7 protein-coding genes and 2 pseudogenes are annotated in these 14152 nt (G+C 65.6%); 6 read left to right on the top strand and 3 right to left on the bottom strand.

The features are described from left to right. Positions 1 to 608 precede the first annotated feature (608 nt). Positions 609 to 1127 (top strand): hypothetical protein, encoded by a 519-nt coding sequence (locus ACTWQA_RS56950; protein ID WP_443167127.1) that lies wholly within the window; start codon positions 609 to 611, stop codon positions 1125 to 1127. A gap of 20 nt (positions 1128 to 1147) precedes the next feature. On the opposite strand, the gene ACTWQA_RS56955 is transcribed toward ACTWQA_RS56950, so the two are convergent. After that, a complete protein-coding gene (locus tag ACTWQA_RS56955) occupies positions 1148 to 1357 on the bottom strand; it encodes a hypothetical protein (RefSeq protein ID WP_443167133.1) in 210 nt (69 codons plus the stop codon). On the opposite strand from ACTWQA_RS56955, the gene ACTWQA_RS56960 reads away from it, so the two are divergent. From ACTWQA_RS56960 to rpmF, 3 genes and pseudogenes are all read left to right on the top strand, one after another. Further along, positions 1356 to 1646: a DUF3040 domain-containing protein gene (locus ACTWQA_RS56960; protein ID WP_443167132.1), complete on the top strand. Its 291-nt coding sequence runs from the start codon at positions 1356 to 1358 to the stop codon at positions 1644 to 1646. The genes ACTWQA_RS56955 and ACTWQA_RS56960 overlap by 2 nt on opposite strands. A gap of 260 nt (positions 1647 to 1906) precedes the next feature. Further along, positions 1907 to 2072, top strand: a pseudogene (locus ACTWQA_RS56965) (30S ribosomal protein S14); the annotation flags it as partial. Between the two features lie 2 nt (positions 2073 to 2074). Continuing rightward, a pseudogene (gene rpmF / locus ACTWQA_RS56970) lies at positions 2075 to 2230 on the top strand (50S ribosomal protein L32); the annotation flags it as partial. A 167-nt stretch (positions 2231 to 2397) separates the two neighbouring features. On the opposite strand, the gene ACTWQA_RS56975 reads toward rpmF, so the two are convergent. Both ACTWQA_RS56975 and ACTWQA_RS56980 read right to left on the bottom strand, forming a co-directional pair. Continuing rightward, positions 2398 to 4971: an ATP-binding protein gene (locus tag ACTWQA_RS56975; protein WP_443167128.1), complete on the bottom strand. Its 2574-nt coding sequence runs from the start codon at positions 4969 to 4971 to the stop codon at positions 2398 to 2400. A gap of 96 nt (positions 4972 to 5067) precedes the next feature. Next, a complete protein-coding gene (locus ACTWQA_RS56980; protein WP_443167129.1) occupies positions 5068 to 6726 on the bottom strand; it encodes a major capsid protein in 1659 nt (552 codons plus the stop codon). A gap of 600 nt (positions 6727 to 7326) precedes the next feature. Here ACTWQA_RS56980 and ACTWQA_RS56985 point away from each other — a divergent pair. Beyond that, positions 7327 to 12912, top strand: coding sequence for a LamG-like jellyroll fold domain-containing protein (locus ACTWQA_RS56985; protein WP_443167130.1), 5586 nt, complete (start codon positions 7327 to 7329; stop codon positions 12910 to 12912). Between the two features lie 89 nt (positions 12913 to 13001). Next, positions 13002 to 13856, top strand: coding sequence for a hypothetical protein (locus ACTWQA_RS56990; RefSeq protein ID WP_443167131.1), 855 nt, complete (start codon positions 13002 to 13004; stop codon positions 13854 to 13856). Positions 13857 to 14152 lie beyond the last annotated feature (296 nt).

Consider the following 14152-nt stretch of genomic DNA (forward strand, 5'->3'; position numbering starts at 1 on the left):
CTCCTCACGCAGGTCGAACACCATCTTGACGGCGCGATCACGCAACTCTTGCGGGTACTTCCTCGGTGCGGGCACGACTCCCAGCCTTCCAGTCTTGGGAGCCTCCAACCAACCCGGGGCAGCTCACCTTGTGCGCGGCCTCCATGAGCGGCCTGTCAGATAGGGATACGCCGCAAGGGGAGCCGGTGTTCATGGCAGTGTGCAAATTTTGCAGTGGACAAGGGTGACGGTGTGGTTTTGGTGGTTCGCCTGGTATCCGTACGCCGTCCCGGTAGGCGTACGTGCGTGCCCTCTGCCTGCACACGGCTGTCTTCGCTGGGCGGGCCTCGCACCGTTCGGGGCCGGCCGATCAAGATGTGCGGGCAGATCATGAAGTTAGACCGAGGAGGTCGCCCATACGAAGAACATCTTGCGGCGTTATTGAACGGCAGCGCCGACGGAGCCACGCCCGTCGCCGCAGCATCACACTTTCATTGCAGTATGCAATGTTTGCTGTGGGTGTGTAGCTGATCGCGGTGAAATGGTGGTCCAGTTACAGCCGGCGCAGGCGGCCTGTCGTAGAAGGGGTGGGCCCCGGGGTGATTGAGCCGACAAAGGGAAGCACGGTCATGCGCTGGCGGCTGCGCCTCTTGTGGATCGCCGCGCTTCTCCTGGTCGCTCTGGCCCTCGGCCTGACCTTCGTGCGTCTGCTCGAAATGCCCACCGAACTGGGCTATGACGCCTCACTCTTCGTACGCGTCAACCACGCCCTCTACCCTCGCCTCAGCTATGTGGGCGGCGCCGTGGAAGCTCTGGCCGTGCTGGCCACGGTCGTGCTGGCCGTCTTCGAACGCGATACCCGTCGCTTCCTGCCGACGCTTTCTTCGGCGATCTTGACGGCGGCGGCCTTGGCGCTCTGGGTCACAGTGGTGCAGGCCGCCAACAGCGTGTTCGCGACCTGGGCGCCACAATCCATGCCTCCAGACTGGCAGCGCTGGCGCTTGCAATGGGAGTTGGGTCAGATCGGCAGCCTGGTCTTGTTGAGCGTCGCGTTCATCCTCCTTCTCATTGCCCTCACGGGCCCGGCAGACGGCCACTCGAGACGGCGCGGGGTCCGTCGTGCGCCCGACGACTCGAGCACTTGGTGAACCTGGGCATCGTCGATGATTCAGGCCATCATCCCCGCGCCCACCGGTGCGCGGAGTCCACTGACCACGGCGCTGGCGGAGGGCTTGCTCGTGCGGGTCTTCCTCGGAAGCCAGTTGCGCAGAGTAAAAATGTTGCATAATGCAATTGAAATGCGCCAGAGGATGCGGCCGATGCCGGCGTCTTGGCGCACGGTCGAACGCGCACGTGAATCAAACGAGGCGAAGAACATGGGACTTTCCCCGGAAGAGCGTCAAGCGCTGGACGAGATAGCCAAGCGTTTGGCCTCCGACGATCCCCGCCTCCATGCAGTGCTCTCCAGAGCTAGGAACTCTGGCCCAGGACCGCGGCCCTCGTCGCCGACCGCCTCTTCGCTTCTCCAGGTGTGGCTCATGCTGGCGCTCATGACATGTGCGATCTTCATGATGGGCATGGTGCTGTTGTTGACGGCAGGAGGGAGAGGCTGCGCCAGCACACAGGCCAGCTCCTGCGCGGACCCGACCGCCACAGCGGAGAGATGACGTAATCGCTCCGGTCCGGCGGCGTTGACGCTGCCGACCGTGAGCGCCGGCCAGTCGTAGGTCATGGTGTGCCGGCCGTTCTCCGGATCGAGGTACTCCAAGGTCCGGGTACTGAGGTCGATCTCGTGCACCTCGCCCAGCACGTGCCGGACACCGCGACACCGTGCCGCCAGCGGCACGGTGACCCGTCGCGCATCGAGAACTCCCGAGGTCACCTCCGGAAGAAGCGGCAGGTAGAGAAAGTAATCGGCCTGGTCCAGTTCGCCCGTCAACCGCACGACGCCAGCGCGACCCGCGTCCGCAACCGCGACTCCGTCGACGGCCGCCCCCCGCGGGCACCTCACCAAGTTCGGCCCCTCGCGCGTACGTTTCCGCGAGATGGTCCACCGCGGGGAGTTTCCCGGCGTCACGAAGGCGAGTTGGTAACCGTGGCCGTGCCCAAGCGCAAGACCTCACGCAGCAACACCCGTCACCGCCGCAGCCAGTGGAAGGCCATGGCCCCCGACCTGGTGCCGATCATCGTGAACGGCCGGGAGCTGCTCGTGCCCCGGCCGCTGATCCGCGCCCACCAGCGCGGATTGATCAGCGTCGATTCAGGTGACCCGATCACTGGGTACCCGGCCCATCCGCCGGGGGCCCGGTGGCCTTCTCTTTGGCGGGACCGTTCATGTCTCCGCCGCCGCGCAAACGATTCGGTCGCGACGGCGGAGCCACGCGCAGGGTGCAGCTGTTCGCGGCGAGGACGGCCTCGTCATGTGCTTTCCCGGGCCGATGCGGTGTGCGTGAGTGAGGCGATCGGCATGGTCAGGATCATGGTGAGACCTCCTCCTGGGGTTTCGTCGGGGGTGAGGGTGCCGCCCATGGCTTCGGCCAGGCCGCGAGACAGGGCCAGGCCGAGGCCGACCCCGTTGTGCGTGTTGCGGTCGCCGAGGCGTTGGAAGGGCTGGAAGACGCGATCGTGCTCGTCCCGGGGGATGCCGGGGCCGCGGTCGATGATGCGGATCTCCACGTGATCTCCATGCCAGCTGGCGGTGATGAGGATCTTCTCCTCGGGCCGGGTGTAGCGGATGGCGTTGGAGGCGAGGTTGACCAGGATGCGTTCCAGCAGGGCGCTGTCGGCCATGATCTCGGGCAGCTCCATGCTGATGTCGGCGTCGATGCGGTGGTGGAGCGGGCCGAGTTCGTAAAGGGCGTGGGGGACGATCTCTTCCAGGGCGATGGGGTGGAGGGAGACGCCGAGTACGCCGGCCTGCAGGCGGCTCATGTCGAGCAGGTTCTCCACCAGTCGGGTCAGCCTGACGAGCGATTCGTCGGCGGTGGCCAGCAACTCGTCGCGGTCCTCGGGCGACCAGTCGATCTCGGTGTTGTGCAGGCTTTCCACGGCTGCTTTGGCGGAGGCGAGTGGAGTGCGCAGGTCGTGGCTGACGGCGGCCAGCAGCGCGGTGCGCATCTTGTCGGCCTCGGCCAGTGGTTTGGCGCGTTCGGCCTGCTCGCGGAGGCGTTCCTGGCGTAACGCGACGGCGGCTTCGGCGGCGAAGGCCTCCAGCACCCGCCGGTCGGCGGCGTCCAGCAGTCGGCCGCGGGCGGCCAGTGTCAGATGCTCGTCGATCACTACGTCGGTGTCGGCTGCATCCGGGGAGGTGCATGGCGCCCCTCCGGCGGTGGCCACAATCCGCCACGCGTCAGGGTCGGACTTGTCTTCGGGGCCTTGGTCGCGGGTGAGCTCCAGCAGGGTGACGGAGGTCAGCCCGTACGTCTCGCGCAGGCGTGCCAGCAGGGACGGTAGAGCGGCCTCGCCGCGCAGGACGTGTCCGGCGAGGGTGGACAGCACTTCGGCGTCGGCGCCGGCGCGGGAGGCCTCTCGGGTACGGCGGGCGGCCAGGTCGACGATCGCGCTGACGGCGAGTGCGACGAGGACGAAGACCACCAGCGCGAGCAGCACTTCCGGGTCGGAGATGATCAGAGTGCGGTAGGGGCGGGTGAAAAAGTAGTTGAGCAGCAGGAACCCGGCTATGGCGGCGAAGATCGCGGGCCACAGGCCGCCGAGTAGCGCGACGCCGATCACGCAGACGAGGAAGAGCAGGATCTGGGAGGGCAGGGTCAGCACGTCGCGCAGGCCGTACAGGCTTGCGGTCAGGACGGGCAGACCGGCTAAGGCGAGCACCCAGCCAGCCACACGGCGGCTGCGAGTGAGCGCGGCGGGGGAGCCGGCGTGTTGACGCGGTGGTCGGGCCCGTTCGTGGGTGACTAGGTGCACGTCGATGGGGCCGGATAGGGCGGTGGTCTCCACGCTCACGCCGCGGGAGAACAACTGCGCGAAACGGCCGCGCTGGGAGGCGCCAAGGACGAGTTGGGTGGCGTTGACGCCGCGGGCGAAGTCGAGCAGCGCGCGTGGGACGTCGTCACCGACGACCTGGTGGTAGGTGCCGCCGAGGTCCTCGAGCAGCCTGCGGTGGCGGGCCAGGCCGGCCGGGTCGGCGCCGCGCAGCCCGTCGGCCGTGGTGACGTGGACCCCTAGTAAGTCGGCGCCTTTGGAGCGCGCGGCGATGCGGGCGGCCCTGCGGATGAGAGTGTCGCCCTCCAGGCCGCCGGTGAGTGCCACCACGACGCGTTCGCGGGCCTCCCAGGGCTTGGCGATGTGGTGGTCGGCGCGGTAGCGGTCGAGCTGCTCGTCGACTTTGCCCGCCACCCAGAGCAGGGCCAGCTCGCGCAGGGCGGTGAGGTTGCCGACGCGGAAGTAGTTCGACAGAGCCGCGTCGATCTTCTCCGGGGCGTAGATGTTGCCGTGGGCCATGCGGCGGCGCAGCGCTTCGGGGGACATGTCGACGAGCTCGATCTGGTCGGCGCGCCACACCACCTCGTCGGGGACGGTCTCCCGCTGGGGCACACCGGTGATCTGCTGGACGACGTCGTTGACGGACTCCAGGTGCTGGATGTTGACCGTGGAGATCACGGTGATACCGGCGTCGAGGATCTCCTCGATGTCCTGCCAGCGCTTGGCGTTCTTCGAGCCGGGCACGTTGGTGTGGGCGAGCTCGTCGATGAGTACGATCTTCGGCTTGCGCGCCAGGACGGCCTGCACGTCCAGCTCGGCGAAGGTCGCGCCCCGGTAGGCCATCGTCTTGCGCGGGATGATCTCTATGCCGTCGAGCAGGGCGGTGGTGCGGGGGCGGTCGTAGGTCTCGACGTAGCCGACGACTACGTCCCGGCCGCGTTCCAGGCCGCGGCGGCCCTCGCCGAGCATCGCGTACGTCTTGCCGACCCCGGGCGCCGCGCCCAGGTAGACCCGCAGCCGACCACGCGCTGTGCTCTCCTGCGGTAGCAAGCAGGTACGGTGGGAGCGCTCGCGGTGCAGAGCACCGAACTCAGCCGCACGTACGCGCAAGGAAAGATCCGACAACACCCGCCGCCGCCTCCAGCGCTACCTGAACCGGCAGGATCTGCGCTTCATCGAGGAGAAGCCGACCACCTCTGACGGGATCGTTCGTGTAGCCGTATGGTTCGCGTGGTGATGCGTGAAATCGGCGTCCAGCGTGCGTATCGATGGACGCCGAGGCGCAATCCTCTGACGAGCATGGCAGAGATTCCCCGTTGAGGAGCCTTGTCCATGCCCAGCCTCACCACCCCCGCGACCGTCGTCCACCGGCTCAGGTCCGAACCGCGCACCATCGTGGCCATCATTGCGCTGGTGGCCGGATGCACGGCGAGCGCCCTGGCCGCCGTCTCGTTCGCCGACGCGACCCGCACTGATCACACCACCCACCACCAGGTCGCCGAGCGTGGCGAAGGCGTTGATGGTGCAGGAGACGTCGATCTCGTCGCAGGACACGCCGTTACGGCGGGCGACATCGGCCAAGAACATGTGCCGCGACCACCACGGGAACACGACCTCGATGCCGATGCGGTCGCACAGGCTGTGGCGCTCGACCATGTCGGCGGCCTGCAGCGCCACCGCGGCATAGATGGCCGAGAAGGCGCCGAAGGTCTGGGCGATGGTGACCGGGGTGGCGGCGGCCACGGCCTGGTCGAACAGCACCTGCCGTACCCGCAGCTCGTGGGCGACCATCGTGTTGCGCTGGTACCACACCACCAGCTCGGGGAAGTGCCGCTGCGTCAGGATGCCGGCCTCGAGGCAGACGCCGACCGCGTCACAGCGCACCTCTTCCGGCTCCGGGCACGGAATCTTGAAACACGGCTTCGTGGCACCGGAGATGTCGTCGGCCTCGGTGTGCACCCACGTCATCGCGCCCACGTCAAGGGACGGGATGGGGAAGAACCGCAGACCGCCGCGCGCGAGCTGAATCTCGGGGGCGTCCCACAGCATCTCGGGGCAGGCGATGTCGGCCAGCTCGTAGACGGTCTCGCTGGGGGCGCACCAGCCGCCGGAGGCGACGATGTCCTTGTTGGGCAGCCGGGACTGGTCTGCGGCCAGGATGACCGCCCGGGTGCCCTCCGTTCCCGAGGAGGAGTCGTTGACGATCAGGCTGCGGTCGAAAGGAAGCCGGTAGGACGCGCACAGGCCGACACCGCCACCGGCCGTCTTGAGCGCGTTGGCGCGGCGGATGATGCCTTCGGTGACGCCCTCCATGTCCAGCGGCTGGCCGGGCTGGTAGCCCGGCACATCCACCGAGGCGGTGATCTCTGGTTTGGGGTTCGGGTCTGGCGGCAGTACGCGTGGCTGACGGCGGCGCACGCTTGACAGGTCGAGCGCCGGCCGCCGCGCCCCGGCGGCGGATGCGGCGATGGGTTCCTGCTTGGCGGGCTCCGGCTCGGGCTCGGTGACCGCCTCCGGCTCCTCCGGGGCGTCTGGCTCTGCCTCGGGTTCGCTGTCGTCACCGCGCACTTGGGCGGCCAGGGCGTCGATCTCGGCAGCTGCTGCCTCGGCGGCTTCGCGGCGGGTGGCCTGTTCGGTGCGGATGTCGTTGACGGCCGTGGCGAGCTGGCGCAGCTGGGCCAGGTCGTCGCTGGTGACGGCGGAGGCGTTGGACTTGGCGTCGAACGCGGCGACCGCGCCATCGAGAGGTTGGGCGAGTTCGTCGTCGCCCAGCGCGGTGATGTCTTCGGGAAGCTCGAACTCCATGAGCGGCTCTCTCTCGGTGAGAGGTGAGAGCCCGGCCCATAACCAGCGGCGATGTGATCGATGCTAGCGCACCGGCCGCTTCGTGGTTGTGTGGCGGCGCGGGTGCTGGCCAGCGTGAACGTGGTCGGGGAAGATCGAGGCAGATCACCAAAACGCCGCCGCCGTTGGCGCGGCCGCGTCCCGAACGGGTTTCCCGGGCTGGTGTGCGTCGTGGAAACGCACGGCCTGCATCAGAGGCCCGCCGCCACCTCTAGCTTGAGCGCATCCTCGACTTCGAAAGGCCTGCCGCACCGCGTTTTGCACGGATCGTGACGACAAGATCCACTGGAAGTGAGCTCCTCAATTTGGAAAACGTGAATTACCACACTTGGGTACGATTTATAGAGAAGTATCGACTCACCCCGCCCAGATGTTACAACTTTTTCCGGGCCATACATTGTGATCCATCTCACATTGCTGGACGATCTTGAGAAAGGTACGAATTGTTAGCCATTCCAAGCGCACATCGGATTAAGGAGAGTGTCTGTGGAAAATTTAGTCAGCATGGCGAGAAGAGGTTGGCCGCCCAGCCGACAGCTCGCTTTCGCAACGGTGCTCACGGTGGCAGCATCGCTGCTGGTAGCGGGCGCGTCCGGTGCCGCCCAGGCCGATCCGGAGCCGGAAAAAGGGCCGGCCGGCCCTTCGGTGACCACGTTCCCCCGCCCGGACGATCCCGACGCGCCGTTACGCGCGGCAATCCTTGAAGCCAAGAAACACAATAGACCGGTGGCGGTCGAGCAGACCTTTACCGAGACATCCCGCACCTGGGCATATCCAGACGGTCATCTAGCTACGGAGTCCTACAGCGGCCCGGCACAGCTGCGACGGGCCGATGGATCATGGGGGTGGATCGACACTACGCTTGAAGAGAAGCAAGGCATTCTGAAACCGCGGCTGGCCAAGGCCGGGGTGCGGTTCTCCACCGGCGGTGGCGGCCCGTTCGCCAGCATGCGCCTGGGCCGGGAAGGCACCTTCGGTCTTTCGTGGCCCACACAACTGCCCCGCCCGCAGATCAAGGGCAACGTGGCCACCTACGTCGGAGCGGCCGGCCCCTCGGCGGACCTGGTCGTCACCGCCCTGGCCACCGGCTTCCGGCACGACATCGTGCTGCGAGAACGCCCCACCGGGCCAGTGGAATACCGGCTCCCGGTGCAGGCGCCCGGACTCAAGCTCAAGGTGACCGAGTCCGGCGGGCTCACGCTCTCGGCCGGCAAGGGCAAGCAGGTGGCCTCGGCCCCGGCGCCGCTGATGTGGGACGCTGGCTCCGATGATCCCAGCCCGGGCCGCCCGGGACGGCAATCCAAGATCAAAACCAGTGTGGAGGGCGAGAACGGCGGCACCGTGCTGGTGCTGAAACCGGACCCTAAGTGGCTGGCCGACCCGGCCACGCAGTACCCCGTCACGGTCGATCCCACCACCACGCTCGGGATCACTCAAGAGGTTGGGATCCGATCGCCCAGCGCTCAGATCAGCCCCGGTTACGTCGGACGGCGCAACTACCAGACCTGCAATCCCTATCCGAACTGCACCAGAAAGGAGGACAACAGCCGGGCATTGATGGCCTTTGACACCGCGACCATCACCGGCCGCCAGGTCGTCAAGGCCACCATGCAACTGATGTTGCGTACCGCTGTCACAACCTGCAGCGAGTTCCAGGGCATCAGCGCCCACCGGATCACTCAGTCCTGGGTGGCCGACGACACCTTCTGGAGCAACCAGCCCACCACCACCGCCGAGGGACGCGCCTCCATCGACCCCTGCTCCCTGCCCGGCACCGCAGGCTCCGTGTGGAGCTGGGACCTCACCCCTATGACCCAGGCATGGGCCTCAGGGACGCAGAATCACGGCTTGATGCTCCGGCTGACCCAAGAGAGTCCAGTACCCAAAGATCTGTGGGAGGACTTCTCCTTCTGGCCGCAGCTATGGGGGCAGAACGTGCCCAAGCTGAGCGTGGACTGGGTGCTGCCGCCGGAGATCCCCACCGTCAGCGCCGAATCCATCGACTCCATGGCGGGCAACGACGCCATCGCGCGCAGCACCAACGTGAAGGTGAGCTACAAGTCCAGCGTGCCCGAGGCGTCACCGCTGAACTACACGGTGACCGTCAACGACTCCACCATGGCACCCCCGGCCGCCCAGCTTCCCGCGGGCGAGCAGGCGTACTGGAAACTGGATGAGACCACAGGCGCCACCGCCGCCGACTCCTCCGGCAAGAACTTCCCGGCCACCCTGACCGGCTCCTACACCCGCATTCCGGGTCAGCTCGGCCAGGCGGTGAAATTCACCGGCGGTGCGCACGCCGCCACCACTCAGCCGGTCATCAACACCAACCAGAGCTTCACCGCGACCGCCTGGGTGCGCCTGGACAGCAGCACCGCCGAGCAGACCGTGCTGTCGCAGATGGGCGTCCACCTGCCCGGCTTCACGCTGTCGTACCGCACCTCCTCAGCGCCGGAGTACGACCAGCGCTGGCTGCTGTCCATGATCCGAGAAGACCGCTCCGACCGGATCTATGAAACCGTCGTGCAGTCCAAGGATCTGGCGAAGATCAACGAGTGGACGCACGTGGCCGTCCAGTACGACCACGCCGTCGGCAAGATCCGGCTGTACGTGGACGGCGCGCTGGCCGGGGAACGCGACCACACCGCCGCCTGGAATGCCCAGGGCGCCTTCGAGATCGGCCGCGCCCGTGCCCTGGCCGGCCATCTGGACGGCGCGATCGACGACGTGCACGTCTACCAACGAGCCCTGACCGCCCAGGACATCCGCGCCCTGGTCGGCGTGCCCGGCACCACCACGCACAACAACATCCCGTCGGGCCAGGTGCTGGACAAGGTGTTCACCCTGGACAACCCGGCCAGCTTCAAGTTCGTGGTCAAGGCCTGCCGCGCCGGCATCACCCCGCCCTCCTGCAACGAAAGCCCTGCCTACCGCATCACCAGCGACGCCCCGATGCTGCCCTCCGACACCGGAACCGGCATGGCCGACCCCACCCAGCCGATCCTGTCCGGCATGGTCAACCGCCCCTCCGGCGGCCCGGTTACGGCCAAGTACTACCTGTACGACAACCAAGGCCTGCCCGTCGGCTCCGCTCCGCTCGGCAGCCGCACCGCTTTTGGCGGCGAACGGGCCTCCTTCCAGGTGCCGGCCAACACCGTGCAGCCCGGCACAACGTACAAGTGGCAGATGATGGCTTGCGTCACCGCCCCGCAAGACCCCGGTGACCCCAGCCCCGATCCTGACCCGACACCAACACCGACCCCCACACCCACGCCGACTCCAACACCCACTCCCACGCCGGACGGGCTGGTCGCCGCCTACGGCATGAACGAAGGCACCGGCACCACCGTCACCGACGCGACCGGCACCAACAACGGCACCGCCACCGACACGACCTGGGTGAGCGGTAAGTACGGCCAGGCGCTGTCCTTCAACGGCACCTCCAGCTGGGTCACCATCCCCCACCACCCGTCCCTCGCGATGACGAACGCGCTCACTCTGTCGGCCTGGGTCAACCCCACTACCGTGGACGGCTGGCGCACCGTCCTCGCCAAGGACTTCACCCTGTTCGACGAATCCGCCTACGGCCTGTGGGCCTCCAACGGCTTCGCCCCCGCAGGCGGGATCTTCACCGAGCGCGACTACGGACGGCCCGCCGGCACCACACGGCTGCCCCTGAACGCCTGGGCCCACCTCGCCGTCACCTACGACGGCACCACCGCCCGCCTGTTCCTCAACGGCACCCAACTCGCCGAAGCCCCCCTTGCCGGCACGATCATGGAGGACGGAGGCGCCGTTCACATCGGCGGCAACACCTCCTACGGCGAATACTTCCAAGGCGCCATCGACGACGTCCGCATCTACAACCGCGCCCAAACCGCCGCCGAGATCACCACAGACATGAACACCCCCCTCGGCGGCACTAGCAGCCCGGCCGTCGTAGCACCGTCGGCCACTGGTCAAGCCACGAGCACATCGAACGGATCCGGCGATGAGGTCTGCACTCCCAAGTCCGCCCCAATCTCCTTCACCACCCCCGGCACACCCCCGCCGCCTCCCACCGAGGACATCCGGCACCTGACGCTGGGCAAGGACAGCTTCGTCATCAAGACGGCCAAGACCGATCCAGCCGCTTGCGACGGCGGGCCTTGCACAGTCATCGATTCGAGCACCATGCACATCGGCGGCACTGGGACAGACAAAACCGCTACTGTCATCGGCTTCAATCTGGACGAGCTTCCCGACGGTGCAGGGGTGGTCAATGCCGTCCTGAAGCTCGGCACACCTGCGTGTGCATCAGGCACGTGTCCGGCAGACACGGTCATCACCGCGACGCCGCTCAAGAGCAGCGTCACCTCGCAGACCAAGGGATCAGAACTGGCTGGTGACGCCGACCCGGCAACCGCCCCATACTCTATGCCGATCAATGGCCTGCAAGCCGACATCGCAGGTAGCGAAGGCCAATGGCTGCTGCTCACCTCCAACAAGGACGAAGTCATCACCATCGCCGAGCCGAGCGCTGCGGAACAGCCATCGCTGGCCTTGACCTATCTGCCGGCAGGCCCGCCCAGTAAGGTGCTCAACCTGCGCGCTTCTGGCGGCGACGCCGGCGCAACGGCCAGCTGGGGGTTGCCTGAGTCCAACGGCAGCGTGGCATTCCTGGACGGCTACGACGTGGAAGTCGTCGACCAAGGCGGGACGACGGTCAAGACTTTCGAAGTGAAAGACCCCTGGGCAGCCATCAGCGGCCTCGCCAACGACGTGACTTACACCATCAAGGTGCGGGCCAAGACCGCCTACGGCGTGAGTGAATGGGAGAGCACCTCAGCGAGCACCAAAGCCATCCCACCACCAACGTCAACAGCGTGCGTCCTTGAAGCACCGGCAACCGCCGCCAGGGCAGCCTCGGCTTCAGAGTCAGGGTCCGGGGCCGAGGCATACATCGAGCGGGTCAGGGACTATTTCAAGGCCCAGGATGCAGTTCTTCAAGGCCGCGCGGGAACCATTTGGGACGCCCCCGGTGTCACCCCGGATGCGCCCAATACCGCAAGTCTTTCTCTCCTCAATCACGTCTTGCTGAAGGACAAGCAGTGGTTGGATCTACAGGGGGCCACGCTCACGGACGCCATCGTTGCCCTCGACGACGTGGTGGTGCAGCAAGACAGCGACGGGAAGGTGCGAGTCACCGCTTCTGTGACCCGCACATGGACGAGAGAGTATTCCGATGAGACAGCCGCAGCCGCCGCGAAGAGGAGCGCCTCTGCTGCCGGGCAGGTCGAACCCAGTACCCCCTCCATATCCATCTTCGTGTTCGACCGTTGTGGCGATCTCACTATCATCGATGTTCCCGCGGACTCCGGAAAGGATTCCACGGATTGGCTCGACCCCTGCGGAGGGCTTATTCCTGGTAGCTCGACTCGCGCCCTCCAGGCCGCAGCGGATACCCCCGGGCCTGTCGAAGTAAGGTGCAGCGGCGACAAGCGCATCAAGGATCAATACAGCACTATTCCGGGGCAGTACAGCAGATGGACGTGCCACTGCAAATACCCAAGCAGTACGAGAACCGGCGATAACTGCGAAGTTTGGCTGGAAACGTCTTTCCAGGGCTCGGCGGTGATGAAGGGAATCGACGTTCGGGCTATCGGAAATCTGGGCTGGACCATCACCAAGGGTTTCCCGAGCAATGAAATACTCAACGTCAGCATCTTCAACGCTACCGCCTGGGTGCGCGTGTCCTCGGAGTTCAAAAAAGACGCTAAATATAAGAAATACAATGAATGGATGCTCAACAACTTTGAGGTAACGCTCACCTCCAAGGCCCGATTCCGCGGAATCGGAGGAGAAATGTCTGTAGGAGCTGGCGACGTCAGCTTCAGTCCTGGAGTGGCGGGGAACACCGCAACGAGCGTCTCTAAGAGCAACCGCGGATACGATCTCTGGCGCGACCCGGAGAGCGGCAACAACAACTTCCCGGCAGAGTGTGAGCCATACCTCGTGACGTGCACATGGCGGGACGGCCAACTGGAAGTCGAAGCCGCGCTGCGGATACGCATGCACCAGAAAGACGACCGGCCCAAGCCGGCGGGAGAAATAAAATCCACTGGCTGGACACCGTGGGTGGCAGCAGGGGGACTGATGTATAGGTAACATCTCGTTAGCTGACGTTCAGGTGTGGGTCTCGCGTCCGAGACCCACACCTGAGCGCACTTCCCCCCTTCTCAAGAGTGAAGAGCAGAATGAAGATTGGTTGGCGCAAGATAACGTTTCGCGCGATGAGCGGCATCCTTGTTGCGGTGATGATTTCAGCGATTCTGTGGACGCAAAAAAGCTCTGCCTCACGTCTGCAGGAATTCAATTATGTTTGGGCGAACGCGCTGCAGGTGGCTAACCCTGAGTATCAAATTTGGTCGAAGGGTGATGTCGATCGCGACCTCTTTAGCATTTCCGCGACGGTCGAAATCGAGTCGCACTCGCCCGCGACCGCTCATGGCGTTGTCGACAGTGTTGCCGAAATCTCGGAGAATGTATTGGGCCGGGTTGGCGCAACCCCGGTGCCGCCAAATCGCATGACTCGTTATTTGGGAAAATTCATGGGAGGTCAGGGAGGCAGTCCGGAAGCTAAAGGTGAAGCCGTCGTACAGGCGAGAACTCTCAAGTCGAGGGAACTGGCGACTGTAATCGTGGAACTCGCCGCTCCGCTTACCGAAGACGAATTGGAAGCGATGGGTGATTTTAGCATGCTGGAGTGGAAGCGTTTCTTCCTCTCGGGTTCGCAGGCTTCTACAGGTAAGCCCGTGTACTGGTGGCCTGGAAAAGGAGGATGCAGTGCCACGAGATTGGTGGACCCTCAATGCAGCAATCAATCCGCCGTCTCGCAGTTCCAGCAGTGGACGCACAACCTCAGCGATGACGACCAAGGTGATCTCGCGAAACTTGGTCTCGATCTGAAAGTCCTGCGTGACGCTGCCGCTAAGGGGAGGATCTTCGGATTCATCGCCAATACGTTTAGCCAGGACCAGGTACTCGACCTACTCTCCAGGCCAGAAGTCCGCACAGTTCATATCGTTGAGCGCTGGGTGGAGGAGGAGTGAGCGGCTGCAACGACCGCCGTCGCTGTTCACAGGGGCGCAGACCATGCAGGCCGGAGGGGCAGCGGCTTGGCATAAAGGCGGTATCGAGCACGGCGACCTGCGGAAGAGCATGGACGATCGTTATCGCGCGCCCATCAGCTCCTTGAGGTTCCGCTGCACTCGCGCGGCCGTATCCATTCAGGCCTGTGATTGATCAGGCGGTTTGTGGCGGCATCCAGGGATTCCCGGCGAGCGCGTCGCGGAGAGCATCCAGGGGATGGATGCCGTGGTTGCGGGCGGTGCCGAGGTAGGAGCGG

Origin of the sequence: Nonomuraea sp. 10N515B, from assembly GCF_052245915.1 — a bacterium.
Taxonomy (GTDB): Bacteria; Actinomycetota; Actinomycetes; order Streptosporangiales; family Streptosporangiaceae; genus Nonomuraea.

Bases quoted from the DNA above. Each gene is read 5' to 3' on its own strand.
- ACTWQA_RS56980 (WP_443167129.1), bottom strand. From the start codon at position 6,726: ATGGAGTTCGAGCTTCCCGAAGACATCACCGCGCTGGGCGACGACGAA.
- ACTWQA_RS56950 (WP_443167127.1), top strand. From the start codon at position 609: ATGCGCTGGCGGCTGCGCCTCTTGTGGATCGCCGCGCTTCTCCTGGTC.
- ACTWQA_RS56955 (WP_443167133.1), bottom strand. From the start codon at position 1,357: ATGTTCTTCGCCTCGTTTGATTCACGTGCGCGTTCGACCGTGCGCCAA.
- ACTWQA_RS56990 (WP_443167131.1), top strand. From the start codon at position 13,002: ATGAAGATTGGTTGGCGCAAGATAACGTTTCGCGCGATGAGCGGCATC.
- ACTWQA_RS56960 (WP_443167132.1), top strand. From the start codon at position 1,356: ATGGGACTTTCCCCGGAAGAGCGTCAAGCGCTGGACGAGATAGCCAAG.